Raw genomic sequence first — 26,692 nt, 5'->3', positions numbered from 1 at the left:
GCCGGATCGCGGTATGATGACGCTTCAAAATGGATCGGGGTATCCGTTTTTATGCCCACTTCCACGCTGCCCACCGGTCCCGCCATCGCGCTTGTCTGCCTGTTGATCGGCTTTCTCTGCCACGTTGCCCGTCGCTATCGTCCTGACCCGGCTTTGCGCCTGCTGGAAATCGCGACGGTCAGCGCGGCCATGGGGATTCCGCTGGTGGTGATGCGTCCGCCGGTCCCGGATTTTCTGGCGGTTCCCGTGGGCAACAGTGCGCTGATGTTCTCGCTGGCGCTGTTCTGGCAGGCCGCTTGCCAGCTCAATGGCCGGCCGCTTTCCCGTATCGGGCTGGTGGTTCCGGTTCTGATATGGCTGGGCTTTTGCGCGTTGCCGTTGTTCCGGCATTCGTTCGTCATGCGGGTGGAAATCGCGATGGCCATGGCGATCGCCCTCGTGGTGCTGGCACGGCGTCAATTGATCCGGCTTCCGTGTGAAACCCGCGCGCGTCGGATACTGATCCTCATTTCCGGCCTGCATATCCTCAGTTGCGTCGGGCGGGGCATCCTGGTTGCATTGCCGTCGCTGGCGGGCTGGGTGCCGCTGATGCTCGCGAGCATTCCCTTCGAGATGCTGATCTATATTGTCCTGTGGCCGGGCCTGATGCTGACGCTGGTTGCCGAACGGGCCATTCTTGAGGCGCGGGCGGCGTCATTGCGGGACGATATGACCGGTGTGCTGAACCGGCGGGGATTCTGGCAGATGGCGGAGGCCGTGCAGGTGCGCGGCGTGCTGCTGTTCGACATCGACCATTTCAAGCGCGTCAACGATACGTTCGGTCACGCCACGGGCGACTGCGTGATCAGGCATTTCAGCATGGTGGCGACGGCGGTGGTGGGGGGCGATGCCGTCTTCGGACGGATCGGCGGCGAGGAATTCGCCGTCGCGGTCAGTGGTCTGTCACCCGACGCATTGGGAGCCCTGGCCGAGCGCGTGCGCGCCGCCTTCGAGCGGACGCCTCTGTCGGACGATCTGCTGGCGACCGTCAGCATCGGTTATGCCCCTGCCACGATCCCCGACAGGCCGCTGGGCGAACAGATGGCGCTGGCGGATGCTGCCCTCTATTGCGCCAAGCAGCGGGGGCGCAACCGCGTGGAATCGGCCCCTCCGGAAGGCGCTTCCGTCGCCGGCGTGCTTGTTGGTATCGGTCGAAGGGCCGGTGAATCGGAGAAAAGCCGTCTCGTCGCCCCGAATGCGGTCATGGCCGATCCGCAGGGGCGTGCGTGACGGTCGCGAAGGTGGACTGGCCGCCCATCATGCCAGGGCGGCAATGACGGAATCCTGCATTGCTTTTGCCGAGAAATGATCCTGGGCAAAGCGGGTCTGGGCATGTGAGCGCGCCAGCCATGCCGTGTCGTCATTCAGCATGTGCAGCAGGTCGTCCGCGATCTCTCGGGGCGAACGCACGATCGGCAGGATATCGGCCAGCCCCGCGATTCCTTCGGCGCCGATCGGGGTGACGGTCAGCGGGACCCCTTGGTACAGGGCCTCGACCACCTTGCCCTTGACGCCGGCGCCGAAACGCAGCGGTACCACCGCTGCCCGGCTGGTATCGTAATGTTCGTGGAGCTGCGCGTCGCTGACCCAGCCCGTTACGGTGACGGCGGGGCCGGCCAGCGCCTTGACCCCGGCCGCGGGATGCGACCCCACGAGCAACACGCGGGCATCCGGTCGTTCGGCCAGGATCAGGGGCAGGATCTCGCGGACCAGGAAGATTGCCGCGTCGACATTGGGTGGATGGGCGAACCCCGCCACGAACAGGATCGTACTGCCTGCGGTCGGCCGCTCGCGACGGCGGAAATCACGGAAGCAATAGGGGACGACGACGCGGAAATCACAATAGGGCTCAAGCTGCCGGGCGGTAAGGGCTTCGTCCTGCGAAAGGTAGATACTGGTGTCGAACATCCGCCATAACTGGCGTTCCTGCGCCTTCATGCTCTCCGCGGCCCGCATCAGGTCGGCATCGCCGGTCAGGGCTGCCTCACGCTGCATCCGTTCGAAATGCAGGTCGTGGCCGTAGAAGCACATACGTGCCTTTTTGTGCGTGAAGAGCATGGGGAGCAGGTCATTCGCCACGGATGGACGGCTGACCAGCACGCAATCGAGCGCATTGCCCCGTTCGGCGAGCCAGGCCCGCAGGTCGCCGGGCCAGCGATGGTCCAGGACCTCGATGCCCATATCCTGGAGGAGAGGGGTATAGATTGGGGAGTAGAATCGATTCTGCGGCCAGAATTTCACGACCCAGCCGGCATCGACCAGGCTGGAGAGGACCCCCATGATGGTGCGGGAGCCGGCATCGCGATCGGGTTCGGGGACATAATGGTCGACGACGAGGATGATCTTGCGGCCATGCGCCTGATCGGACGCCCGGAGGAGATCGGCTGAATCGTGGAAATGCAGGCGGTCCAGTACCGATGCCCAGCGGGTCCGCATCAATTTTGCATTGACGGCCTGGTGCGCCTTTACCCCTGTCGCGATGTCCGTTCCGTGCGAGATGCCTTCATAATGGACGACGACGGAGCGGGGCTCATAGACCACCTTGGCCCCGGTTTCGCGCACGCGGAAGGCCAGATCGGTATCCTCGTAATAAGCCGGCGAGAATGCGGTATCGAAACCGCCCAGCGTTTCGAACAGGTCGCGGCGGATCATGATGGCGGCGCCGGAGATATAATCGACAGACCGTCGATAATTATATTCCGGGCGCGACGGGTCCTGGTTGCGCCCCCAGTTCCAGCCGCTGGCATCCTGCCAGATGATGCCGCCGGCCTCCTGCAACTGTCCGTTGGGATAGACCAGTTTCGACCCGGTCATGCCGATGTCGGGCCGCTGGGCCAGCAGGTCGGCCAGCGCATCGATGGCGCCCGGCATGAGTTCGGTGTCGTTGTTGAGGAAAAAGAGATAATCGCCGCGCGCCTGCCGGGCGGCCGCGTTGCAGGTCTTCAGGAACCCCAGATTTTCCGGATTGCGGATGATGTGCGCACCTTCCACGCGATCCTGCAAAAAGGAATGGTCCTGCCGCGCGGGATAGGCATCGTCCATCACGATCACTTCGATGGATGTCCGAGGTTGCCGCATGGCGATGGAGGCGAGGCAGCGCAGCGTATAATCGTCCTGCCCGTAGGTGGGGATAATCACCGACACGCGCGGCGTTGCGCTGGTGACCAGACGAATGGGGAAATCGGGCATTGCCGCGAGGAGTGGCAGGGCCTTTGCCTGACCGGCACTGTGGTCCGAAAGGTGACGCATCGCACGATGGCGGCGCCAGGCGCGCAGCCGGGCCGCCAACTGGCCCGTGAGCGTCCACCACGCGGCCTTCAGCAGGATACGCGTGGCCCGAGCGAATCTGGGGCTGCGGCCGACCAGATGGCGGACGGGGGCGCTGCCTCGCCAGATGGAACTGCTCTCGATCGCCTGCAACCGTCCTTCGGCCATGGCCAATGATCGGGAGAGATCGTCTATGATACGCTGTCGTGCAGCGATTTCCGCCTCGTGGCTGGCACGGGCTGCTTCGGCAGCCTCCAGGTGGGACGGGCTTTCAGAGGGGTTCAGGTTGGCGCGGAGTTGGGAAAGTTCTTCCTGCGCGTGGCGTAGTGCATGTTCATATTCCGCAATGGTCGCCCGTGCCGTCATCTGGGCGGCATGTTCGCGCGCGGCGGCTTCCCTTATCGCGGTGCGTGCCCGATCGGCCTCGGCCCGTTCACGCAGGGTGGCGTCGGCCTGTGCGGCGACCGCGCGATCGCGATCCTGCCGCGCGCTTTCCAGCTCCCCGCGCATATGGACCATCGCGCTTTCGGCTGCGGCCCGCATGTCCCGATCGGTATCAAGATCGCTGCGATCGATATAAAGCGAATTCGGTAGATCCGGCAGCGGCCCCGCAGATGCGAAAGCGATGAGGTAGGGGGCCGCGGGGAGATGATCCGTTGCCGCGAAATGCGTTTTTCCCTGTCGTTCGAAGACAAGCGGCACGCCGCTCTCCTGCGAGAGGATTGCGGACCCGATGACCGGCTTTTGTGCCAGGAGCGCCATGTTCGGGAAATAGCCGGCGAGGATTTGCCTGAATTCGACCGTGCTCAATTCGGCGACGTGGTACGGGTTGGGTGGGGCCCCCGGCGGTGAATAGACATTCCGGTCGGGCGTGCTGATCACCAGCAGCCCGTCGGGGCGCAGCACCCGTTTCAATTCGCCCAGGAAACGGTGCTGATCGGCCAGATGTTCCAGCGTTTCGAAGGAAACCGCGACGTCGATGCTTCCGTCGGGCAGCGGTAGGGCGAGGGCATCGCCCTGCAGATAGGCAAGATTGGCGTGGCGGTATTCCCGGGTCGCGTGAATGACGGATGCGGCGTCGATTTCCACGCCCGTGACCGAGGATGCCACCTGGGCGAGGAGCGCCGACCCGTATCCCTCGCCGGATGCGACATCGAGCACCGCCTTCCCATGACACAAGGTCCGCGCCAGCAGATAGCGGTGGTAATGTTCCGTCTCGATCTGTCCTGCTATGGCGGAAGAGAATCGTTCCCCGCTGAACGCAATTGAATTTTCAGGGGTTTCCAGACGAATCAGCTCGCCCATCTCGTCTCTCATAGTCATCTCGCCTTAGTAGCGCACGCAATCGTGCCAGATATATGGCGCGTGGCAACCACCTGATCTCGGAGTCTGACCGGAAATGGGTGCTGGCGGCGCGTCCTGTGCGCGTTTCCTCCGCTTCGCGGCGAGCGGGCATCTAGCCCATCTTATTCACGGCATTGAGTATTTTTCTGCTTTTGTGGTCTGGGCGCGCGGGATCGCACCGAGTTGAGGCGGCGTCATTTTAAAATGGTGGATGGTTGCGGCTGGGGTTGCGGGGACGGGGCGGGTTCGGGGGCGATAGCCCCGTCTGTCACGGGCCGGCAGCCTGCATCGAGATGGCGAGACTGCGGAAAAGCGCCGCTTCGGGACAGGCGCGGCAAAGGCGATACGGACACGGGTCGCGGTTTCCAGGATGCGTCCTGCGATTTTCAGGAGACGATTTCGTAACGTGGTGAATTCGGCCGAGGCGAGCGGCTGTGGAGCTGGGATCGCGTCCCGCAGGGTGAGCATCAGCCAGTATGCGGCGGTGTGCAGGACCAGGCGGACCTGGTTGGCCAGTGGCGATCGACAGCTCGTGCGGTCGGATGCCAGTTGGCCCTTGTGAAGCTCGATCAGGTTTTCGGCCTGTCCACGGGCACAGTAGAGGGCATCGGAGAGCCATTCGGCGTTGCCGCCTCGCAGGCTGGTCACCACGCAGCGTATGTCGAGACCCAGCGTCGTGGCTTCGATCCGGGCGGCCACGCGCCGCTGTTGCTTCCACGATTTCGCGCCATAGCAGATTTCGGCATGGCCGCGCAGGGATTGCGCCCGCGTCTCGGCGCGCCGGACGCCGATATCATCGGCCGCAGGTTCGAGAAGCCGGTGCAGCACGCTGTTGCCCGCAAGGCCGAAGATGTAATCGACGTCATGCGCCTCGCACCAGGCCATGACTTCGGGACGTCCGTAATGACCATCCCCGCGCATGGTCAGCCGGGTATTGGGCCAGTGGCGCGAATACGGCGGATCAGACGACGCAGGTGACCACGAATTTCCTGTCCGGACGGGGTCTTGCCTGGGCGGATGACAATGGCAACCGGCCTCGACGTGGCGGCATCGTAAACATGGATCGGCATAAAACACCGCTCGTCGTGATGCGCGTTGAACAGGGCGAGTTGCTGATGACCATGCACCACATCGACCGTATCGTCGATGTCGAGCGTCACCGCGACGGGTGGCCGGGCGTAGCTGTCGCACCATGTATCGACCAGGGCATAAGTCAGGCGAATGACCTCGCGCAAAGTCGGGGCGTTCTCCCAACGCGAGATCGTGGGTTGCGAGCACAGATCCCGCCCCGTATCGGGCAGTCGTCCGCAGGCGAGCTTGAAACCCGGATCGCGCCGCAGGTGATCGAGGTCGTCGGCGTCCTCGTAGCCGCAGGCAATGGCCAGCATGCGGGCGCGCAGAATATCGGCCACGCCGTGTGTCACCCGTCGCGGATTGCGTGGATCGGCGATGAGCCGGGCGAGGCGATCAGCCAGGCCGATCCGCCGCTCGGCGGCAGCCAGCAGCAGGACACCACCATCCGAGGTGATCCGGCCACCATCAAAATCAGCCGTGATTTTCTTGCGTCGGATGGCTGGAAACAGGAACGGCTGGCTCGTATCGTCGGACATGGCGGGTGTGGCTCGGCGCGATCGGAGAAACGGATGGTTTTGACACCCAATTCGTAAACCCAATCAAAAGCTTATGCGATACCCGCCACCCAGCCCCGACCAACCCCGTGAATAAGATGGGCTAAACTTGCTGTCCACCAAACTGGCAGCAGCTCAATTTGCTCCACTTTTGTGACGCCTCACTTCTCGTAAGCCCATGACGTTCATCAATAAAGAACCACCAAAAAAGGTACAGGAGGCTTGGAGAAGGGGGGGCGCGCTGACGGGCCACTTGGCGTGGCTGCCAAGGCGGATTAAGCCATAGCGGGAGCAACAGAGATATTAGGTGGCGGGGCAAGTATGTTTTCTAGCCAATCAGGCAAATGGTCTTTTTCTTGTCTATGCATTTTGTTCGTGCCGCCGCTGTTTCTCTTTTGCATTGGCGCGATGACGGATATCTCTGTGCCGGGGATCTATATGGATGCGGTCAACCCGGATTATGCCGTGGTTGGGGTGCTGAACCCGGCCAGCCGGATTGAGAGCTGGTTTCTTCCGGGTACATTGTTATTCGGCCGCTGGCCGATGCTTGGCCAGATCTATCATGGCGCTCTGCCGTTTTACGTGGGGCTGCCTTTCTATGCCCTGTTCGGAACAGGGGTGGAGGGCATTCGTCTGACCAACATGATCTTTGGCTGCCTGGTCATATTGGGGGCGGGGGCGTTTCTGCGGGCGGCGGGTGTACGCCTGCTGTTCGCCTCGCTCTGCCTGATGCTGCTGGCGCTTGATCCTGAATTTCTGTTCAGTTTCCGCACACAGTTTTACATCACCCTGCTGCCGATAGCGGCGGTGTTTGCCTCGGCTGCGCTGGTTGATGCGCGGCGCGAGGCACCGCCGCGCTTGGTTGTGTGTCTCGCGGGCTTGTTTGCCGGGCTGGCCTGCTATGGGTATTTCATCTTTCTGTTCCTGGTGCCCGCCCTGGCGCTGCTGGCCCTGTATCGCTGGCGAGATTTGCCCAGGGCTCGTTTGCTGTTATGGCCCGTCGGGTTTTGCGTGGGAGTGGCGCCTTATCTGATCGGCGTGATCGCCATTCTGAGCGCGACTGGCGGATTGCGCGGCTTTGTGACGTTCATGCGTGGTTATTTGGCGAGCCTGCAGGTGCAGCATTCGCAGCTCTCGCTGCTGCAGCGCATGCATTTCTTCGATTATCTTGTCCATGGCAGCCTGCTGGATTTCGGCCCATCTCTGATGATGCTGCATGTGATGACGCCGCTTGAGGCGCCGGGCTGGAAGCTGGTTCTGCTGCTGCTGGTTCCGGCTTTGGCGGTGCTGAGCGGCATTGCGCGGCCGAGGCGTATTGCCGGACTGCTGTTCATCGCCGGGCTGCTTGCCGGGTTTCTGCTGCTGGTGCTCGTCTTTGGCAACCGGCTTTGGTTTCATCATGCGGCTTTGCTTTTGCCGGTGCTGTATGCAGGGCTTGCCTTGGCGTTGGAGCGTTTGACGCGTTGCGTTCCGACCCGGGCGGCGGGGGTGGCGGTGATGATCTGCGTCATCGCTGTGGTGCCGCTGCTGATCGCCAATGCCTCCGACCGTCAGGCGGTGTTTCTGCGGTTGGAGGCGACCGGGGGGGTGGGACTGTCCTCGGACGCCATTGACCGCTTCGCCGAGGACGCGCTGCGCGAGACGGACGCCACGCATGTCTTCTTCCCGGATTGGGGAGCGTTCATGCAATTCGCCATGCTGACCCGGGGCAGCATTCCATATTCAACGGATTTTTCGCCGGGTGAGGCGAAGGCCATGCTCTGCAGCGGTCAGGATGCGGAACTTGTGGTGATGGCCGGCAAGGCGGACGGGCGGCTGCAACAATGGAACTTGGCCTTGGGCTGGCCGGTGACCACATCGATTTATGCCCAGCGGGACAATAAACCTGTGCTGTTGGTGGAACGCTGGAAAGCCGCGCAGCGCCCGCCCGGCTTGTGCCCCGCCCCCTGAGGTTCAGGCGCTGAGCATGCCGAACCGGGCCACGATCATCCGGGCGGCGTGGTTCAGCGCCAGCGTCTCCCGACCAACCCCGTGAATAAGATGGGCTAAATTCGGCCACTCGTGGTCCTCATGACCGGGACCATTTCAAAGAGTAGGCCGCTCATCTAGGGTGTTGGCTCCGAACTTTGCTTTTTTTGAATGCACATTGGAGGCGGACTATTAAGATGGATTCGACAGCATTTGCCGCAAATATCGCGGTCTTGATCCCTTGCTATAATGAAGAGGTGGCGATCGGCCGAGTGGTTCAGGATTTTGCATCTGCCCTACCGCAGGCAAAAATCTACGTCTACGACAACAACTCCAAGGATTATACAAAGAAGGTTGCTGCAGCGGCAGGCGCCATTGTCCGCACTGAGTTATTGCAAGGCAAGGGTCATGTGGTGCGCCGCATGTTCTCTGACATCGAGGCCGATGCTTATGTGCTTGTCGATGGGGATGGCACCTATGATGCTGCTGCCGCGCCGGAGATGGTACGCCGTCTGCTGGATGAGCAGTTGGACATGGTGACCGGTCAGCGCGTCGAGGTGGAGGATGGTAGTGGTGCCTACCGCCGTGGGCACCGCGCCGGCAATCTTGTCCTTACCAGCATGGTGCGCTTTGTGTTTGGCGATCGGATCAAGGACATGCTTTCCGGCTACCGTGTCTTCTCTCGTCGTTTCGTGAAAACCTTTCCGGCGCTGGCGTCCGGGTTCGAGACAGAGACGGAGTTCACCATCCATGCGCTGGATATGCTGATGCCGCTGGCGGAGGTGGCCACACAGTATCGAGAGCGCCCATCCGGCTCCGTCTCAAAGCTGCGCACCTATTCAGATGGTCTTCGCATTCTCAGCACCATCATCAAGTTGGTGAAGGAGGAGCGGCCCTTGCAGTTTTTCTCCATTGCTGGGACCATGTTAATGGTATCCGGCGTCCTGCTTTCAATACCGCTTCTGATAACCTATTTTCAGATTGGCCTGGTGCCGCGCTTGCCCACTGCCGTACTTTCCGTGGGCCTAGTGGTGCTGGCGTTTTTATCCTTTACCTGCGGATTGATTTTAGATTCCGTCGCTCGCGGGCGGCGCGAGGCCAAGCGTCTGGCATATCTGGCAGTGCGACGTTGGTGCAATAAAGATTAAGTCTTGTCTTATGCATTGGGTGTCGCTGCGTGCGACAAAGGACTGATTTTTCCGGGGTGGCCACCCCGGAAAAATCAGGAAGGGAACGGGTCGGAAAGTCGCGGACCATCATGGGTCGCTTAAGAGTATGACCGTCCCTTCTTTTCCTTGTGCCCTGAACGGATACCCGAGGTCTGGCCTCGGATGACAAGCATAGGACATGGAAAAGATGATGCATCCGACGGCAGCTTCCAAGCCCGAGGCGACGACAGTGTTGATCACGATCGGGATCGACGTCTCCAAAGACCATCTCGATGCCGCCCGCCACCCCGGCGGGGATACCGTCCGTGTCGCCAACACCCGCAAGGGCCAGACCGCGCTCTTGCGCTGGATCGGCGACATCAAAGCCGTGGCACGGGTGGTGTTCGAGCCAACCGGTCCCTATCACCGGACGCTGGAAGAGCGCCTGGCGTCCGTTGCCCTGCCAATGATCAAGGTTAATCCTCGACAGGCACGGCGCTTTGCCGAAGCCACCGGCAGGCTCGCCAAAACCGATCGTGTCGATGCGTTGATGTTGGCCCGCTACGGCGCTCTGCTGGAGCCGATCGCACGCCCGGTCCGTTCGGAGATGCAGAACCGGCTGGCCGAACTGGTCGCAGCCCGCCGCAGCCTGATGCGAGACCGCACCGCAACGCTCAATCGCCTCAAGACCCTGACGATCGACTTGTTGAAGCGCCACGCCCGCCATCGGCAACGGCAGATCGAGGCGCAGGTTACGTCGCTCGACACGGCAATCGAAGCGCTTGTGACAGAAGACCCGCACCTGTCCCGGCGCCGGGACGTGCTGGCCAGTATTCCAGGGCTTGGCCTGGTTACCGCCCATGCGCTGCTGGCCGACATGCCGGAATTGGGCACGATGGAAGAAGCTCAGGCCGCGTCCCTTGCAGGCCTCGCGCCCATCACCCGCCAATCTGGCACATGGCGAGGTCGCAGCTTCATCCAGGGCGGACGAGCCACCCTGCGGCAAGCGCTCTACATGCCTGCCATCGTCGCCATGCGGTTTAACCCGGATCTCAAGCGTGTTTACGACCGGCTCATCGCCAAGGGGAAACATGCCAAAATCGCCATCACCGCGATCATGCGAAAGCTCGTCGTCCTCGCCAACGCGCTGCTCCGCAAAGATCGCCTCTGGACGTCAAAACCCGCTTGATCACAACGGATACTCTTAATTGTCAGGTTGTGAGACGTCATTGGGATCAGGTATCGTGAGCTATTGCTGCCTACGCCCCCTGGTTTGACGTTGAACGCCGGAGTGATCGCTAATGCACCAGATCCATCCGCAAGCCCGGACGACCCCATCTGTCCGAACAGGCGGAGCCACCTCTTGCTGCCGTAGCTGGCGCTGGGCGGGCTCCAGATTCTCTCCATCGGTATCCTCGGCGAATATATCGGCAAGATTTATCTGGAAACGAAGCGCCGGCCCAGGTTCATCGTCGAAGCCATGACGGACCAGACGCGCTGACAGGTTATCGGTTCGTCGCGGGCGCGGTGCGATAGCGTGGTTGGCGTCGGGGAGGGGAAGCGAGGGTGCAGTCCGCGTTCTCCAGAGTATAATTCGGGCTGTAATATGGGTCGTTCAACAGAATGTCGCCCCAGCGGGCGACCATGATGTCTGCCTCGCGCTGGAAGCGCGCCGCGTTCGGACCCGCCCTGTCATGTCCGCGCGATGCGCTTTCATGATGATAGAGTTCCGCGAACGGGGTCCAGACGATACGCAGGCCGAGTTTGCGGATTTTCAGGCAGAGATCGACATCGTTGAAGGCGATGGCCAGGCTGGCCTCGTCCATGCCGCCGACCTGCTGCCAGACGGCACGCCGTAAGGCGAGGCAGGCGGCGGTGACGGCGCTGGCGCTGCGCAGCAGATTCAGGACCCCGAATGGACCCGGTTCCTCGCGGTGCGCGCCGACCAGGAAATGCCCGCCGATGCGGCCGATACCCAGGACGGTCCCGCCATGTTGCAGCCGGCCATTCGGGTACAGCAGCCGGCAGCCCACGGCACCGATATCGGGCCTGATCGCGTGCGATACCATTTCACGCAGCCAGCCGGAATCGATGATTTCGATATCGTTGTTGAGCAGCAGCAGGATGTCTCCGCGTGCCTCGGCGGCGGCCTGATTGGTGAGATGCGCGAAATTGAACGGGCCGGGCAGGGCGAGGACGCGCACGCGTGGATCGGACTGGACGGCTTGCAGCAGGGCCAGCGCATCGGGCTCGGTGCTGCCATTATCGGCGATCAGGATTTCGATGGCCGGATAATCCGTCCGCTTCAGCAAGCCGTCGAGGCACACGCGCAGCAGGTCCGCCCGGTTGCGGGTGGGAATCAGGACCGACACCAGGGGGGCGGGTTCCGGCACCGGAAAGACGATCCGGTGATAGATCCCGGCGGTGGGAAGGATGTCGGCCGCGATGTTGCGTGCCTTCAGATGGTCGGCGATGGCTCGGCCGGCCACGGCGACGCATCGGGCCATCGCGGTTTCAGAAAAGGATTGCGTGCCTGTCTGCTGGCGCCAGTGATAGAGGATGCGCGGGATATGGCGCACGGCGTCCGCTCCGCAGGCGGCCGTCGCGCGCAAGGCGAGGTCGTGGTCCTGGGCGCCCTCGAACCCTTCGCGGAAGCCGCCGACGGACTGGATGAGATCGCGCCGATAGGCTGTGAGGTGGTTCAGCAGATTCTGGCCCAGCAACAGGTCGGGATCGAAGTCCGGCTTGAAATAGGGGCCGTAGCGCCGGTCCTGGCCGTCGATCTTGTCCTCGTCGGTGTAGATGATCCGTGCTTCGGGATGATCGACGATCTCGGCGGCCAGTTCGTACAGCGCATCGCGCGGCAGCAGGTCGTCATGGTCCATCAGGACCACCCATGCGCCTTGCGCCAGGCCCAGCGCGGAGTTGGAGGCCGCCGAGATATGGCCGCGCACGGGGCGTCTGATGACATGCACGCGCGGATCGGATGCTGCGATCTCGTCGAGTATCCGGGTCACATGGGGGGCGCTTGAGCCGTCGTCGGCCACGCAGAGTTCCCAATCCGCATAGATCTGGGACTGGAGCGATGCGATCGCGGCACGCAGATAGGGTTCGGGCGTTTCATAGGTGGCCATGACGATCGAAAGCAGCGGACGGTATGGGAAGCGGGCGATATCGGCACGCATGGCCGCTTCGTCCGCTGCCGTGATCGTTCCCTGTTCGGCCACCCAACGTTCGTAATCGGCGCGTGCGATATGCCCGGAGCGGAACGGCATGATCGATGGCAGGACGAGATGGGTGATGGGACGCAGGGCGCGTTTCAACCGCGGATGCTGCCGCACGAAGCGATGCGCCGCATTGACGACCTGATGGACGCTGTCGGCGGCCAGCCTGCGGATTGCTGGTGGCACCCATCCGGTGGATCGGGTCATGGATCGCTTTCCCTGGGGTTCGACCAAATCGGCTGGTGGCGGCGGCGTGCCTGTCTCCGCCCGCCGGATCGCCGCCAGCGCGCATTTTTCGGTCAGGCTCTCAAGCCGGGACAATGACGCGGAAGGCGCCGGCCGGTTCGATGGCGCCTTATGGCACCGGATCAAGTTTTGCCAGTTCCCTGAACGCCGAAGGGGGCAGATAGCGTTCGAGAATATCCATCGGATGTCCGTCCCCCTTGATCTGGCCGTTCTCGATCCAGAGCAGTCGATTGCACCATTCGACCAGGATCGAAGGAGAGTGGCTGGCCAGCACCAGGATGTCCGCGTGGCGTACCATGCCTTCCACGCGTTTCTTGGCTTTTTCCATGAAGACGGCATCGCCGGCGAGAATCCACTCGTCCATCAGCAGGATCTCGGGCGGGAATGCAGTGGCCATGGCGAAGGCAAGCCGAATGGTCATTCCGGAGGAATAGTTGCGGACCGGAAGGTCGAGGAAATGCCCGAGTTCGGAAAAATCCTCGACATCCTTGATCAGTCCCAGCGTTTCCGAGGGGGACAGGCCAAGATAAAGGCCACGGAGCCGGATGTTTTCCCGCCCGGTGAGCTGGTGGTTCATGCCCTGTCCCGGGTCCAGCAGCGCCGTCAGCCGTCCTTCCGCCGACAGGACGCCGCCCGTTGGCTGGTAGATGCCTGAAAGAACGCGCAGGAGGGTCGTCTTTCCCGAGCCGTTTGAACCGATCAGCCCGAGACGGTCGCCGGAATTCAGGGAAAAGGAGATGTCCTGAAGGGCCTGGACGACGGGGCGGTTGCTGGTGTCGCGTCCGAAGCGGGCCGAGGCCTGTCCGAGGATGGTCTTCTTCAGGGAGCGGCTGTCGCTGTGATAGAGCGGAAAGGAAATCGTGACATTGGATGCTGTGAGGTTTGCCATTGTGTTCAGACCCAGAAGGCGATCCGGCCGCGCGTTCGCGCAAAGGCGATCCATGAGAAGAGGATAAGGAGCCCGGAAATGATCAGGGCCCACGCCCAGATGGTGACGGTCAGGGGCGTGCCCAGGAGAGGGGCCCTGAGAATTTCGAACAGGTAATAGAACGGATTGAAACGGATCAGGAAAAGGGCATCGCGATGACCGGTCAGGATCGTGCTGTTCCACATGACCGGCGTGACGAAGAACGCGATCTGCATGACGGCGGAGATGATCTGCGGCACGTCGCGAAACCGGGCGCACAAGGCCCCGAAGAGCAGCGAGAAGGCGAAGGCGTCGACCAGCCAGAGGGCGAATGCCGGCACCGCCATAAGGGAATAAAGGGACTGGTGGATGCCCATGATCGCGAAGACCGCGATGATGATGACGATATTATGGCCGAGGATGATCGTGTTTCGGACAATGCCGCGTGCCGCATGCACCGTGAAGGGCATGCGCATGCCCTTGATGACCGTGTCGGATTCAATGAAGCAGGCGCAGCCGTCGGTCACGAGCGCGTTCAGGTAATTCCATGCGATGAGGGAGAGGGACAGGAACGGCAGGTAGGAGTGGATGTCCGTATGGAACAGGTCGGCATAGATGAAGGCCATGGCCGCCACTTGCACGCCCATCGAGATGGTCAGCCAGAACGGTCCCAGCGCGGAGCCGCGATATCGGAGCTTGATGTCGAGAAAGCCCAGGACCGCGATGAGCCTCCAGAGATGCATTCCTTCGCGCAGGTCGGTCCATGCCAGATGAAACCGTTGCTTCCATCCGCGATCGGAGGACAGGTGGAAATGGACCGGTTTTCGAAAAGCTCCGTCGCGCTGCATCGTGGGGGCTGCTTTTGTCATGATGGTGGAGCCTTTGATACCCTTATATCCGCCAAGGGGGGCGACCATACGCGGATCGAAGCTTGGGAGGCAAACCGGTCCCGGCCGGTGAGCCGGCTTTACCCCAAGATGAACCAGAGGCGGAAGATCATCTGCTCGGCCGGGGTGACCCGTTGCATCTCCGGCGTCTGTCGCAGGAGCCGGGAGCGTACGAGCCAGCCGGCCGGGCCCGGGATATCCAGCGCCTGACGGAGCCTGACAAGGAGGGCGGCATTCTGTGCCGTCAGCAGGTCGGCATGGCGGAGAAGCTGTGCCACGTTGGCGCGGAAGGTCGACATGAAGAGGGCCGGCCCCCGCCGCAGGGCCGCCAGCGCCCGGGCCGCGACATGCGCGGGCGCGCCCACGGCGTTGCCCTGATGCTGGCGGTAATAAAGGGTGGGCTGGTTGTCCGTGACCACCTGGCCGCCCGCGCCGCTGACCAGCAGGTAGCTCCACCAATCATGCAGGGTGCCGGCCGGTGGCGGCATGGCTGCCCGCACCAGCCGGATTGCCGCCGGCGAGAGCATGACGGTGCAGCCCGTGGCGATATTCTGGGTCAGTGCCATGGAAAAAGCGGGCGCGGGCGGCAATGCGGGTGACGGGCCGATGCGCGCGAGCGCCGAATCCGTCAGGAACTGGCGGGAGCAGTACAGGGCCGGCCTGTCCGCCTCATGGAACGGCGAGAGGGCGCGCGCGGCGCGGTCCAGCTTGTCGGGAAACCAGACATCGTCCTGGTCGCAGAAGGCGGCCGCGTGGCCGGCCGGCACATGGTCCAGCAGGAGGCCGAATGATCCGGCCACGCCCAGGCGGCCCGCGTTCTGCGTGATTCGCACGCAGCGTCCGGCGGGCTGGCTGTCGGCGAAGCGCTGCGTGATCCGGGTGCTGTCGTCGGTCGAGCCGTCGTCCCGCCAGAGGAGGCACCAGTCGGCATGCGTCTGCTGCCCGAGCGAGCGCAGCAGATCTTCGAGGAACGCGGCGCCGTTATGGACAGACAGCAGGATGCAGACCGGCATGGTGCCGTGCGGAGGATGGCTGTCGGAACTGTCGGAGCTGTTCACGCGGAGATCCCGTGCTGGAACGTTGGTGTCAGGGATGGATGGGATGGGCCGACAGCCTGCTGGAGGGGGCCGCCTCGGCGGGCGGCTGCGATTTGAAAACGCTGCCTGCGTCCCTCATATATCCTGCGTTGCTATGTTTACGAAGAAGATTGGGGCGTCGTCATGACGGACGGACAATTTGAAACGAAGCTGGAAGAAGGGGTCGGCCGGCTTCAGGATGGGCTGGGCGGATTGTTGGGCGATCCCGCGCTCCAGGCGAAGGGCAAGGGCCGGGTATTGTGTGCCAAGGCCCGTTCCGCCTGTTTCGTAGCGGGTGATGCCGTGCGTGATCTGACGGTGGACCAGCCGCTGGTGGCGGTGGTGACGGCCGGTCTGGCGGGGTTTGCCCTGGCCATGGCGTGGGTGCGCCGCTGAGGAACCGGCGGGGCGACCCCGCGTTCGACCTGCAAGCATTAAGGATGGAGCGTGAATGATGTTGAAGCTGGCACTCTTTTTTCTGGTGATTTCGATCATCGCCGGCCTGTTCGGATTTACCGGAATTTCCGCGGCATCCGCTGGTGTCGCGAAGATTCTGTTCTTTCTCTTCATTCTCGCTTTTGTCGTTTTCCTGCTGATCGCGTTGCTGACCGCCAAGACGATCCTGTGACGCGCTACCCCGGGCCGGCTGCCGGTCCGGGGTGTTTTTCTTCGGCCAGGCGGGACGGTGCGGGTCCTACTGGTTCTTGTCCTTCTGGATGAAGGACGGCAGGAACGGATTGTCGGTCTGCAGCGACGCCTTCGATGGCAGGCGCGCCGCGTTCCATCCGCCCCCCAGATCCTGAATCAGGGACACGCTGTCGACCATGCGCTGCTGCTGGATCGACAGCGTTGTCTCGGCAATGCCCAGGGCCGTGTTCACGTTGGTGATGACGGTGGTGTAGATCTGCGTCCCGGCTTCATACTGGTTCATCGAGACCTGGACGGCCTTGTTGGCGTAGTCCAGCGCGATGTCCTGCTGTGCGGCCTGCTGGGCGAGGATGCGCAGGTTGGACAACTGGTCCTCGGTGCCCTGCAACGCCGTCAGCACGGTCTGGCGGTAGCTGGCCACCGCGCTGTCGTACTGGGCGTCGGCCGAATGGACGGCGGCGGTGCGCGAGCCGCCGCTGAACAGGGTTTCGGTTGCCGACGCGCCCAGCGACCAGACGCGGTTGGCGACGCTCATCAGCGAGGTCACGGGGTCGCCGCCGCTCTGTGAATAGCTGGCATTGATCGTGACGCTGGGGAAGAAGGCGGCGATGGCGGCGCCGATCTGGGCGTTGTACTGCTCCATCGCACGTTCGGCGGCGGCGATGTCCGGGCGGCGTTGCAGCAGGTCGGCCGGCACGCCGACCGGAATGGGCGGGATGGCGCGGCTGAGTTCGCCCGGCTTGATCGTGAGTTCGGCGGGAGAGCGGCCGACCAGGACGGCGATGGCATGTTCGTACTGGGCACGGGCGATGCCGGCCTGGATCAGCGATGCGCGGTTCTGTTCCAATTGGGTGCGGGCCTGCATCACCGCGGTCGGGTCGGACACGCCGGCATCGAACTGGTTCTGGGCGATTTCCAGCGCGCGGGTATTGAAGGCGACGTAGCGGCGCAGCAGGTCCTGCAGCGAATCCTGGTAGCGCAGGTTGAAATAGGCCGTCGCGAGCTGCGCCTGGTAGGACAGGGTCGCGTTGGCTAGGTCGGCGGCGCTGGCCTGGGCGGCGGTGACCTGGCTCTGGATATTGCGGCGGATGCGGCCCCACAGGTCGAGGTCCCAACTGGCGCTGGGGCCGATGCTGTAGGAATTGTACTGCGCGCCGGCATTGGCAAAGGAACTGCCCGATGACGAGACGGACGAGCCGCCATGGGCATTGCGGTTGAAGCCGATGCTGCCGCTGATGGTCGGGAATAGCTGCGCGCGCACGCTGTCGATCGTGGCGCGGGCCTGGCGGTAATTCGCCTCGTACATCTTGACGTTCTGGTTCGAGATCGCGACCCGCGATTCCAGATCGTTCAGGATGGGGTCGTTATAGATCGTCCACCAGGCATCCTTGGGCAGTTCCGCCATGGCCGGCTGGGCCTTTTCCCATCCGGGGGCCGGCACCAGCTCCTTGAACCGGGCGGAAACCTGGGCGGCGGGGCGGTGGTAGGACGGGCCGACCATGCAGCCTGCCAGCACCAGCGGGGACAGGACGGCGCCCAGCAGAAGGGCATGCCGGCGCGGCGCGCGGGCGCCGGGGCGGGATGAGGGGGCGATCGATGGGGAGCGCGGCAGGGACATCCGGGTCAGGCATCCTGTTGGGAAAGGGGACCCCGCCGGCCCTTCAGGGCGTTGGCCAGGGAACGATAATGGCGTCGGCACCACAGGCCGAAGCGGTCGAGATACAGATAGACGACAGGGGTGGTGTAGAGCGTCAGCGCCTGGCTGACGACCAGCCCGCCGACGATGGCGATCCCGAGCGGGCGCCGCAGCTCCGAACCGTATCCCTGGCCCAGGATCAGCGGCAGTGCCCCCAGGGCCGCGGCCAGCGTCGTCATCATGATCGGCCGGAAGCGCAGCAGGCAGGCGGCATGGATGGCCTGTGCCGCCGGCTGGCCGCGCCGCTCGGCGTCGATCGCGAAATCGACCAGCATGATGGCGTTCTTCTTCACGATGCCGATCAGCAGGATCACCCCGATCATCGCGATCAGCGAGAAATCCTCGCCCGCCAGGTCCAGCGCCAGGAGCGCGCCGATGCCGGCCGAGGGCAGGGTGGAGAGGATGGTCAGGGGGTGGACGTAGCTTTCGTACAGGATGCCCAGCACCATGTAGACCGCCGCCAGCGCGGCCAGGATCAGCAGCGGCTCGTTATTGACCGATTTCTGGAGTTGGCCGGCATTGCCGGCGAAGCTGCCATGGATGGTCGCGGGCATGTGCAGGCGCACCATTTCGGCGCTGACGATCTGGATCGCTTGTTGCAGGGGCACGCCGGTCGCGACGTTGAAGGAGACGGTCGCGGCGACCGACTGGCCCTGGTGATTGACGGAAAGCGGCGTCAGTTGCGAGGCGACGGTCGAGACGATGCCGATCGGGACCATCGTCTCGGAATTGGTCGAAACCGCCGATCCGTTGGATGCCGAGGTGCCGCCGGCCAGGCTGTTGGCGATCTGGTTGCGGAAGGACTGGCTGCTGAGGCTGGTGGCCTGGCTGGAGGTGGACGAGGCGGGGACCCGGATCGTGTTCGACCGTGTCCCGCCTCCGGCGGACCCGCCGGCGGTGCTGATCCAGGCCTGCTGGAGGCTGGCGGGGTCCTTCCAGAATTTCGGTTCGACCTCCATCACCACATGATACTGGTTCAGCGCGTTATAGATGGTCGATGCCGAGCGCTGCCCGTAGGCGTCGTACAGCGTATTGGCCACGAGCTGCGGCGTGATCAGCGTGCGCGCCGCCGTTTCGCGGTCGAGGGCCACATTGAGGGCCGAGCCGCCCCGCTGCACGTCCGACGAGACATCGGTCAGTTCGGTACGTTTCTGGAGTGCGGCGACCAGCTTGGGCATCCACGCATAGAGTTCGGTCGGTGCGTCGGATTGCAGCGTGTACTGGTAAGAGGCGTTGGACTGGCGCGCGCCCATCCGCAGCGCGCCGGGTGCCATGGTGTAGAAATGCGCGCCCACCATGTTGCGCAGGCTGGCGCCGATGCGGGCGATCGTGGTGCTGGGCGGCCCGGCGCGCTGCGATTTGTCCTTGAGCACGATGAACATGTTGGCCTGGTTGGACGAGCCGCGGCCGCCGGTGAAGCCGGTGATGGAAACGACGTCGCGATCCGTCATCACGGCCTTCTGGACCTCGTCGATCTTGCCGACCAGGGCCTGGAACGAGATCGACTGGTCGCCCTGCAGATGGCCCATCAGCATGCCGGTGTCGCTGTCGGGAAAGAAGCCCTTGGGCATGTGGATGAACAGCGCCACCATGAGCACGATGGTGCAGGGCAGCGACAGCAGTACCAGGCGCGGATGGGTCAGCGCGGCATCCAGCGTGCTGCCGTAACCCTGCTGCATGGCGTGCAGCATGCGTTCCAGCACGGTGGCGATGCGCGCCCAGAGGCGTCCCCAGGGGCCGGTGGCGGTTCGTGTCGTGTCGTGCGCGGGCAGGAACAGCGCCGCCATCATGGGCGTGAGGGTCAGCGACAGGATCATGGAGACGATGATCGTGATCGACATCGTCATCGCGAATTCGTGGAACAGCCGCCCCGCGACCCCGCCCAGCAGCAGGATCGGCAGGAAGACCGCGATCAGGGACATGGTGATCGAGAAGACGGTGAACGCGACTTCCTGCGCGCCCAGCAGCGTGGCTTCCAGCCGGCCCTTGCCCTCTTCAAGGTAGCGGCTGATATTCTCGATCACCACGATCGCGTCATCGACGACGAAGCCGGTGGAGACCGTCAGGGCCATCAGCGACAGATTGTCCAGCGAATAGCCCAGGAGTTCCATGGCCCCGAAGGTGGCGATGATCGATGTCGGCACCACGATGGCCGGGATCAGCGTCGTGCGCCCCGACCGCAGGAACACCAGCACCACCAGCACCACCAGAACGACCGAGATGATCAGGGTATACTGGGTGTCGGCCAGGGCGGCGCGGATGGTGACGGAACGGTCCAGGACGCTGTGCAGCTCGACATTGGGTGGAAGGGCGGCGCGCAGGGCGGGGATTTCGGCCTTGATCTGGTCGATGGTGCGAATGACGTTGGCGCCGGACTGGGCGAAGATGATCGCCAGGACCGCCGGCTGGCGGTTGTAATAGCCGGCGTTGCGCAGATCTTCGACGCCGTCATTGACGGCCGCCACGTCCGACAGGCGCACCGGCCGGCTGTTGTGATAGGCGATGATCAGGTCGCGATAGGCCTGGGCGTTGTGGGCCTGGTCGTTGGTGTCCAGCGTGTAGCGCGTGCCCTGCTGGTCGATGAAGCCCTTGGGCGTATGGGCGTTGGCCGAGGCCAGGGCCGCGCGCACGTCCTCGAACCCGATCCCGAACTTGTAGAGCGGCAGCGGATTCATCTCGACGCGCACCGCAGGCAGCGAGCTGCCGCCGACCTCGACCTCGCCCACGCCGCGGATCTGCGACAGATGCTGCTGCAGGACGTTGGATGTCAGGTCGTAGAGCTGGGACATCGTGCGCGTCTTCGATGTCAGCGCCAGGATCATGATCGGCGCGCCGTTGGGGTTCGCCTTGAAATAGCTCGGGTTCTGGCGCAGCGACGTCGGCAGGTCGGCGCGGGCGGCCTGCAATGCGGCCTCGACATCGCGGGCGGCGCCGTTGATGTCGCGGTTCAGCGCGAATTGCAGGGTGATCCGGACCTGGTTCTGCGTCGACTGGGACGTCATTTCCGTCAGGTCGGCAATCGCGCCCAGGCGCCGCTCCAGCGGGGCGGCGACGGAGCTTGCGATTTCCTCGGGGGAGCCGCCGGCCTGGCGGGCCTGGACCTGGATGACCGGGAAATCGACATTCGGCAGGTCGGCCACCGGCAGCGCCTGATAGCCGATGATGCCGGCGATCAGCAGCGCGATCGTCAGCAGCGTCGTCGCGACCGGTCGAAGGACGAAGAGCCGGACCGGATTCATATCGCGGTCTGTTGCGGCGGCGGCACGTTACGCGTCGTCGAACCGAAACGCCGCCGCAGGTCGAGGCTGATCCGATCCATCAGCAGGTAGATGACCGGGGTGGTGAACAGGGTCAGCAACTGGCTGAGCAGCAGGCCGCCGACGATGGCGATGCCCAGCGGACGGCGCAGTTCCGACCCGGTGCCGGTGCCGATGACCATCGGCAGCGCGCCCAGCATGGCGGCCAGCGTCGTCATCAGGATCGGCCGGAAGCGCAGCAGGGCGGCGTGGTGGATGGCCTTGATGGGCTCCATGCCCTCGACCCGCTCCGCTTCCAGCGCGAAGTCGATCATCATGATCGCGTTCTTCTTCACGATGCCGATCAGCAGGACGAGGCCGATGATGCCCATCACGCCCAGGCCGGCGCCGCTGAGTTGCAGGGCCAGCAGGGCGCCCACGCCCGCCGACGGCAGGGTGGAGAGGATGGTGATGGGGTGGATGAAGCTCTCGTACAGGATGCCCAGCACGATATAGACCGCGACCAGGGCCGCCAGGACCAGCCACATCTCGTTGCCCAGGCTGTTGCGGAAGGCCGCCGCCGTGCCCTGGAACGAGGTCTGGAAGCTGGCCGGCAGGTGCAGGCTGCTCTCGACCCGGTCGATCGCATTCGTGGCCTCGCCCAGCGAATAGCCCGGCGCGACGTTGAACGAGATGGTGGTGGCCGGGAACTGGCCGACATGGGTGATCAGCAGCGGCGCGGTGCTGCGGGTGACGGTGGTGACGGCGCGCATCGGGACCAGGCCCGAGGTCGGCGCGCGGGTCGGGCCCGAGGTGCTGCTGCCCGAATTGCCGCCGATGCCCGGCAGGTACAGCTTGTCGAGCGACGCGAGGTCTTTCTGGAAGGCCGGATCGGCTTCCAGGATCACGCGATACTGGTTGGACTGCGTGTAGATGGTCGAGATCTGGCGCTGGCCGAACGAATCGTACAGCACGTTGTCGATCGTCTGCGGGGTGATCGAGTACCGCGCGCCGGTGGTGCGGTCGAGCGTCACATGGGCCACCAGCCCTTCGGCCTGGAGGTCGGACGTGACGTCGGACAGGGCCGGTTCGCGGCGGAGGGCGGCGATGACCGTGGGCACCCAGGTGCGGAACTGGTCGTAATCGGGATTTTCCAGCAGGAACTGATACTGGGTGGCCGAGACCGTCGTATCCAGCGACAGGTCCTGCACCGGCTGGAGATACAGGCTGGCACCGGGGATGTCGGCGGTTTCCTGCTGGATGCGGGCCGCGATCCGGGCGGCGGTCTCGGACCGGTCGTCATGCGGGCGCAGGTTGATCAGGAAGCGTCCCTGGTTCAGCGTGACGTTCTGCCCGTCGACGCCGATGAAGGAGGACAGGCTGACGACATCCTTGTCCTGCAGGATGCGCTGGCCCAGCTCCTGCTGGTGGGCCGCCATCGCATCGAAGGACGTGGATTGCGCCATGACCGAGATGCCCTGGATCACGCCGGTATCCTGCACCGGGAAGAAGCCCTTGGGGATCGACCAGGCCAGCAGGCCGGTCAGGCCCAGCGTGGCGACGAAGATGGCCAGCGTCAGCTTCTGGTGGCGCAGCACGACCGTCAGGGCCCGGCCGTAGGCCGCGATCACTGCCTCGGTCCAGCGTTCGACGGCGGCGGACCATCCATGCGCGTCCGGACCGTGCGGACGCTCGCTGAGCAGGCGGGCGCACATCATCGGCACCAGGGTCAGCGAGACCACCGCCGACAGCACGATCGTCACCGACAGGGTGATGGCGAATTCATGGAACAGGCGGCCGACCACGTCGCCCATGAACAGCAGCGGGATCAGCACCGCGATCAGCGAGACGGTCAGCGAGATGATGGTGAAGCCGATCTCGCCGGCGCCCTTCAGCGACGCCGTCATCCGGTCGTCGCCCATTTCGATGTAGCGGGCGATGTTCTCGATCATCACGATGGCGTCGTCGACGACGAAGCCGGTCGCGATGGTCAGGGACATCAGCGAGAGATTGTCCAGCGAGAAGCCCATCAGATACATGATCGCCAGCGTGCCGATCAGCGACAGCGGGACCGACAGGCTGGGGATGATCGTCGCCGGCACGTTGCGCAGGAAGACGAAGATCACCGCGACCACCAGCACCATCGCCAGCACCAGCTCGAACTCGACATCGGCCACCGAGGCGCGGATGGTGGTCGTGCGGTCGGTCAGCGGCGTGATGGTGATGCCCGGCGGCAGGGCCTGGCGCAGTTGCGGCAGGGCGTATTTGATGTTGTCGACCACCGAGATGACGTTGGCGCCCGGCTGGCGCTGCACGTTCAGGATCAGGGCCGGCGTGGTGTTGGACCAGGCGGCGAGCTGGGTGTTCTCGGGACCCTGGACGACGGTGGCGACGTCACGGATGCGGATCGGGCCGCTGTTCTGGTAGGCGATGACCTGGTTGAGCAACTGGTCGACGCTGGCGATCTGGCCGTCGACGCGCAGGGTGGACGCGCGCTGCGCGCCATCGAAGGTGCCGGTGGGCGAATTGACGTTGACGTTGCCGATCGTGGTGCGGAGCGTGTCCATGTCCAGGCCGAACGAGGTCAGCTTGGGCACGTTGACGCGCACGCGGATGGCCTTGCGGTTGCCGCCCGACAGGGTGACCAGGCCGACGCCGGAGATCTGGCTGATCTTCTGCGCCAGGCGGGTGTAGACGTAATCCTCGACCTCGGTCAGCGGCATCGTCTTGGAGGTGATGCCCAGCGTGAGGACCGGGGTGTCGGCCGGGTTGACCTTGGCGTAGATCGGGGGGGCCGGCAGGTCGGTGGGCAGCAGCATCTGCGCCTGGTTGATCGCCGCCTGGACTTCCTGCTCCGCCACGTCCATCGACATGGTCAGGCCGAAGCGCAGCGTGACGATCGAGGCGCCGCCGGAGGATTGCGACGTCATCTGGTCCAGGCCCGGCATCTGGCCGAACTGGGTTTCCAGCGGCGCGGTCACCGACGTGGCCATGACGTCGGGCCCGGCGCCGGGATAGAAGGTCTGGACCGTGATGGTCGGATATTCGACCTGCGGCAGCGCCGAGACCGGCAGGAAATGATAGCCCAGCAGACCCGCCAGCATGATGGCGAGCATCAGCAGCGTGGTGGCGACCGGGCGTTCGATGAACAGGCGGGACGGATTCACGCACGGCTCTCCGGCTGAAGGCGACGGGTCTGATGTCGGGCCGGAATCACGGCTGGGGCTGCCCGCCGGATGTGCCGCCAGAGGGGTTGCCAGAGGGGCTGCCAGAGGGGCTGCCGGTGGTATCGCCCTGTCCCGCCGTATCGTGGCGGCGGTGATGGCGGCCCTGGCCGGCCGCCGGGGCGGCCGTGTCGCCGCCCTGGGTGGCGGTGGCGTCGCTCGCGGCCGGGATCGTGACCTTTGCGCCGGCATGCAGATGGTCGGTGCCGTCGGTCACGACGGACTCGCCTTCCTTCAGCCCGCTGGTCACGACCACGCTGTCGCCGTGCGAGGTGCCGGTCCTGATGTCGCGGACCTCGACGGTGCTGTCGGGCTTGACGACATAGACGAACGATCCGTTCGGCCCTGTCTGCACCGCGTTGGTCGGGAGCAGCAGCACGTCATGCTCGGTATTGACCAGCAGGTGCGCGTTGACGAACTGGTTCGGGAACAGGGTCTCGTCCTGGTTGGGGAAGATCGAGCGCATCTTGACCGTGCCCGTCGCGGTGTCGATCTGGCTGTCCAGCACGCTGACGGCGCCGTCGGCGATCTTGCGCGTGTTGGTGCTGTCCCAGGCTTCGACCGGCAGGGAGACGCCGCTGCGGAGCCGGTCGGCCACCCGGCCCAGCTCGGTCTCCGGCAGGGTGAAGATCACGGAGATCGGCTGCATCTGGGTCAGGATGACCAGGCCGTTGGTCTGGCCGGCGGTGATGTAGTTGCCCATGTCCACCTGGCGGATGCCGACGCGGCCATCCACCGGGGCGATGACGTGGCAGTAGGTGATCTGGAGCTTCTCGTTGTCGACCTGGGCCTGGTCGACCTTCACGGTGCCTTCGAGCTGCGCGACCTTGTATTGCTGGTCGACGGCGGTCTGGGCCGCGATGCTGTTCTGGCGGATCAGGCGCTGATAGCGGGCATTATCCACCCTTGCCTGCTGTAGCTGCGCCATGTCGGACGCCAGTTGTCCTTCGTACTGGGCCAGCAGGACTTCGTAGGGCCTGGTGTCGATCAGTGCCAGGAGGTCGCCCTTCCTGACGTGCTGGCCCTCGGTGAACAGCACCTGCATCAGGTAGCCGTCGACGCGCGACTGGACCGTGACGTTGGTGATCGGGATCACGGTGCCCAGCTCGGTCAGTTCGACCGGCATGTCGCCCTTGTGTACGGTGGCGACCGCGACCGGCTGGACGTCCGCCGCCATCTGGCGGGCGTGGCGCCCGCCGCTGCCGCTCTGGCCGTGCGGCCTGAGGAAGGCCGCCGCGATGACGGCGGCGCCGACCAGCGCCGTGCCCCAGAGCAGGAGGCGGCGGCGCGATTTCTTCCCGGCGCTGCCCTGCCGGCCGGGCCCTGTCGATTGCTGAGTGGGCAGGTCGGACGGGTCCAGAGTCGGTTTGTCCATGGTCGTCGGGTCTTCCTCAATCCAATGACGTCGGGCACGTCGGGCGTGCGATTTGTGGCGGCAGTGTTAGCAGCTACGCGAAAAAAAAGTGCCTAAATCCTTGCTTAGGAAACCGTCTAGAAATGTAACAATTTTCGACGCGCGCCAACCGTCTGCCGTATGTTTTCGGCGGATGGCGCCGTCTATTCCATCGGTGGCGGGATCGTGATGCCCGCGATAGCGTGCCATCCGGGCCGGATGATCCGGCCCGCCCGGCGGCGGGGTGCGCAACCGGGCGGTATTCGATCCGTTTCCATAAGACAGGCCCCCGCGCGGGGCGGGTTCGTTTGGAGGAGTAAAAGGCATGACGGAATCCGGTAACGAAACGTTTGTCGAGAAGGCAAAGGGCGCCATCGAAGAGGGGACCGGCCGCCTGAAGGACGCGGCGGGTGGCCTGACGGGCGATCTGGGCATGCAGGCGGAAGGCAAGGTCGATCAACTGAGCGGCATGGCGCGTCGCGAATTCGCCGAATTGTACGAAGAGGGCGAAGGCAAGGTGGAGAAGGCCGTGCTGTTCGTGCAGGACCGGCCTTTGCTGTCGGTGGCGATCGCGGCCGTCGTCGGGCTTCTGGCCGGGTTGATCCTGCTGCCGCGCCGGGCGGCGAAGAGCTGAAATCCCGCCGGCCCGAGTCCCTGGCGGAGACGATTTTTTCCGTTTGAAAGGACTCGGCACGGAATCAGCATCTTGCGCAACATGATGTAAAGATGGTTTCCATCCCTTCAGGACGTGATTCGGTGTG

At 64.1% G+C, this 26,692-nt stretch carries 16 protein-coding genes and 1 pseudogene; 7 read left to right on the top strand and 10 right to left on the bottom strand.

Going from position 1 to position 26,692, the window contains the following annotated elements:
- Positions 1 to 51: 51 nt before the first annotated feature.
- Positions 52 to 1,269, top strand: a complete 1,218-nt coding sequence (locus HLH36_RS04610) for a GGDEF domain-containing protein (protein ID WP_182985262.1) — start codon at positions 52 to 54, stop codon at positions 1,267 to 1,269.
- 27 nt (positions 1,270 to 1,296) lie between these two features.
- Here HLH36_RS04610 and HLH36_RS04605 read toward each other — a convergent pair whose 3' ends face one another.
- Together HLH36_RS04605 and HLH36_RS04600 are read right to left on the bottom strand one after the other, a co-directional pair.
- A complete protein-coding gene (locus HLH36_RS04605) occupies positions 1,297 to 4,623 on the bottom strand; it encodes a methyltransferase domain-containing protein (protein ID WP_182985261.1) in 3,327 nt (1,108 codons plus the stop codon).
- Between the two features lie 295 nt (positions 4,624 to 4,918).
- Positions 4,919 to 6,260: pseudogene (locus HLH36_RS04600) on the bottom strand (IS1380 family transposase).
- 339 nt (positions 6,261 to 6,599) lie between these two features.
- On the opposite strand from HLH36_RS04600, the gene HLH36_RS04595 reads away from it, so the two are divergent.
- From HLH36_RS04595 to HLH36_RS04585, 3 genes are all read left to right on the top strand, one after another.
- Positions 6,600 to 8,228 (top strand): hypothetical protein, encoded by a 1,629-nt coding sequence (locus HLH36_RS04595; RefSeq protein WP_182985260.1) that lies wholly within the window; start codon positions 6,600 to 6,602, stop codon positions 8,226 to 8,228.
- A gap of 215 nt (positions 8,229 to 8,443) precedes the next feature.
- The gene (locus tag HLH36_RS04590) at positions 8,444 to 9,394 is read left to right on the top strand and encodes a glycosyltransferase (protein ID WP_182985259.1); all 951 of its coding nucleotides are present in this window, start codon (positions 8,444 to 8,446) and stop codon (positions 9,392 to 9,394) included.
- Positions 9,395 to 9,602: 208 nt separating this feature from the next.
- On the top strand, positions 9,603 to 10,583 hold the full coding sequence (locus tag HLH36_RS04585; protein WP_246376473.1) for an IS110 family RNA-guided transposase: 981 nt from the start codon (positions 9,603 to 9,605) through the stop codon (positions 10,581 to 10,583).
- A 316-nt stretch (positions 10,584 to 10,899) separates the two neighbouring features.
- Here HLH36_RS04585 and HLH36_RS04580 read toward each other — a convergent pair whose 3' ends face one another.
- From HLH36_RS04580 to HLH36_RS04565, 4 genes are all read right to left on the bottom strand, one after another.
- The gene (locus tag HLH36_RS04580; protein ID WP_182985258.1) at positions 10,900 to 12,825 is read right to left on the bottom strand and encodes a glycosyltransferase family 2 protein; all 1,926 of its coding nucleotides are present in this window, start codon (positions 12,823 to 12,825) and stop codon (positions 10,900 to 10,902) included.
- A 148-nt stretch (positions 12,826 to 12,973) separates the two neighbouring features.
- Positions 12,974 to 13,753, bottom strand: coding sequence for an ABC transporter ATP-binding protein (locus tag HLH36_RS04575; RefSeq protein WP_182985257.1), 780 nt, complete (start codon positions 13,751 to 13,753; stop codon positions 12,974 to 12,976).
- A 5-nt stretch (positions 13,754 to 13,758) separates the two neighbouring features.
- A complete protein-coding gene (locus HLH36_RS04570) occupies positions 13,759 to 14,640 on the bottom strand; it encodes an ABC transporter permease (RefSeq protein WP_182985256.1) in 882 nt (293 codons plus the stop codon).
- Between the two features lie 98 nt (positions 14,641 to 14,738).
- Positions 14,739 to 15,716: a glycosyltransferase gene (locus tag HLH36_RS04565; protein WP_338030390.1), complete on the bottom strand. Its 978-nt coding sequence runs from the start codon at positions 15,714 to 15,716 to the stop codon at positions 14,739 to 14,741.
- Positions 15,717 to 15,878: 162 nt separating this feature from the next.
- On the opposite strand from HLH36_RS04565, the gene HLH36_RS04560 reads away from it, so the two are divergent.
- Together HLH36_RS04560 and HLH36_RS04555 are read left to right on the top strand one after the other, a co-directional pair.
- Positions 15,879 to 16,130, top strand: coding sequence for a hypothetical protein (locus tag HLH36_RS04560; RefSeq protein WP_182985255.1), 252 nt, complete (start codon positions 15,879 to 15,881; stop codon positions 16,128 to 16,130).
- A gap of 58 nt (positions 16,131 to 16,188) precedes the next feature.
- Entirely contained in the window at positions 16,189 to 16,362 is a 174-nt protein-coding gene (locus tag HLH36_RS04555; RefSeq protein ID WP_114726676.1) for a DUF1328 domain-containing protein, read from the top strand.
- 66 nt (positions 16,363 to 16,428) lie between these two features.
- On the opposite strand, the gene HLH36_RS04550 is transcribed toward HLH36_RS04555, so the two are convergent.
- The 4 genes from HLH36_RS04550 to HLH36_RS04535 are packed head-to-tail and all read right to left on the bottom strand — an operon-like array spanning position 16,429 to position 25,913.
- Entirely contained in the window at positions 16,429 to 18,000 is a 1,572-nt protein-coding gene (locus HLH36_RS04550) for an efflux transporter outer membrane subunit (protein WP_182985254.1), read from the bottom strand.
- A gap of 5 nt (positions 18,001 to 18,005) precedes the next feature.
- On the bottom strand, positions 18,006 to 21,317 hold the full coding sequence (locus tag HLH36_RS04545) for an efflux RND transporter permease subunit (protein WP_182985253.1): 3,312 nt from the start codon (positions 21,315 to 21,317) through the stop codon (positions 18,006 to 18,008).
- Complete coding sequence (locus HLH36_RS04540; RefSeq protein WP_182985252.1) at positions 21,314 to 24,481, bottom strand: efflux RND transporter permease subunit; 3,168 nt, start codon at positions 24,479 to 24,481, stop codon at positions 21,314 to 21,316. Before HLH36_RS04540 ends, HLH36_RS04545 begins: the two co-directional genes overlap by 4 nt.
- A gap of 46 nt (positions 24,482 to 24,527) precedes the next feature.
- A complete protein-coding gene (locus HLH36_RS04535) occupies positions 24,528 to 25,913 on the bottom strand; it encodes an MdtA/MuxA family multidrug efflux RND transporter periplasmic adaptor subunit (RefSeq protein ID WP_182985251.1) in 1,386 nt (461 codons plus the stop codon).
- A gap of 343 nt (positions 25,914 to 26,256) precedes the next feature.
- Here HLH36_RS04535 and HLH36_RS04530 point away from each other — a divergent pair, with 343 nt between their 5' ends.
- Positions 26,257 to 26,565: a CsbD family protein gene (locus HLH36_RS04530; protein WP_182985250.1), complete on the top strand. Its 309-nt coding sequence runs from the start codon at positions 26,257 to 26,259 to the stop codon at positions 26,563 to 26,565.
- The last annotated feature ends 127 nt before the right edge of the window (positions 26,566 to 26,692 follow it).

Source organism: Gluconacetobacter aggeris, from assembly GCF_014174395.1.
Taxonomy (GTDB): domain Bacteria; phylum Pseudomonadota; class Alphaproteobacteria; order Acetobacterales; family Acetobacteraceae; genus Gluconacetobacter; species Gluconacetobacter aggeris.
This window is presented reverse-complemented; position numbering and strand designations above follow the sequence as displayed.

Bases quoted from the DNA above. Each gene is read 5' to 3' on its own strand.
- HLH36_RS04610 (WP_182985262.1), top strand. From the start codon at position 52: ATGCCCACTTCCACGCTGCCCACCGGTCCCGCCATCGCGCTTGTCTGC.
- HLH36_RS04605 (WP_182985261.1), bottom strand. From the start codon at position 4,623: ATGAGAGACGAGATGGGCGAGCTGATTCGTCTGGAAACCCCTGAAAAT.
- HLH36_RS04595 (WP_182985260.1), top strand. From the start codon at position 6,600: ATGTTTTCTAGCCAATCAGGCAAATGGTCTTTTTCTTGTCTATGCATT.
- HLH36_RS04590 (WP_182985259.1), top strand. From the start codon at position 8,444: ATGGATTCGACAGCATTTGCCGCAAATATCGCGGTCTTGATCCCTTGC.
- HLH36_RS04585 (WP_246376473.1), top strand. From the start codon at position 9,603: ATGATGCATCCGACGGCAGCTTCCAAGCCCGAGGCGACGACAGTGTTG.
- HLH36_RS04580 (WP_182985258.1), bottom strand. From the start codon at position 12,825: ATGACCCGATCCACCGGATGGGTGCCACCAGCAATCCGCAGGCTGGCC.
- HLH36_RS04575 (WP_182985257.1), bottom strand. From the start codon at position 13,753: ATGGCAAACCTCACAGCATCCAATGTCACGATTTCCTTTCCGCTCTAT.
- HLH36_RS04570 (WP_182985256.1), bottom strand. From the start codon at position 14,640: ATGACAAAAGCAGCCCCCACGATGCAGCGCGACGGAGCTTTTCGAAAA.
- HLH36_RS04560 (WP_182985255.1), top strand. From the start codon at position 15,879: ATGACGGACGGACAATTTGAAACGAAGCTGGAAGAAGGGGTCGGCCGG.
- HLH36_RS04555 (WP_114726676.1), top strand. From the start codon at position 16,189: ATGTTGAAGCTGGCACTCTTTTTTCTGGTGATTTCGATCATCGCCGGC.
- HLH36_RS04550 (WP_182985254.1), bottom strand. From the start codon at position 18,000: ATGTCCCTGCCGCGCTCCCCATCGATCGCCCCCTCATCCCGCCCCGGC.
- HLH36_RS04545 (WP_182985253.1), bottom strand. From the start codon at position 21,317: ATGAATCCGGTCCGGCTCTTCGTCCTTCGACCGGTCGCGACGACGCTG.
- HLH36_RS04535 (WP_182985251.1), bottom strand. From the start codon at position 25,913: ATGGACAAACCGACTCTGGACCCGTCCGACCTGCCCACTCAGCAATCG.
- HLH36_RS04530 (WP_182985250.1), top strand. From the start codon at position 26,257: ATGACGGAATCCGGTAACGAAACGTTTGTCGAGAAGGCAAAGGGCGCC.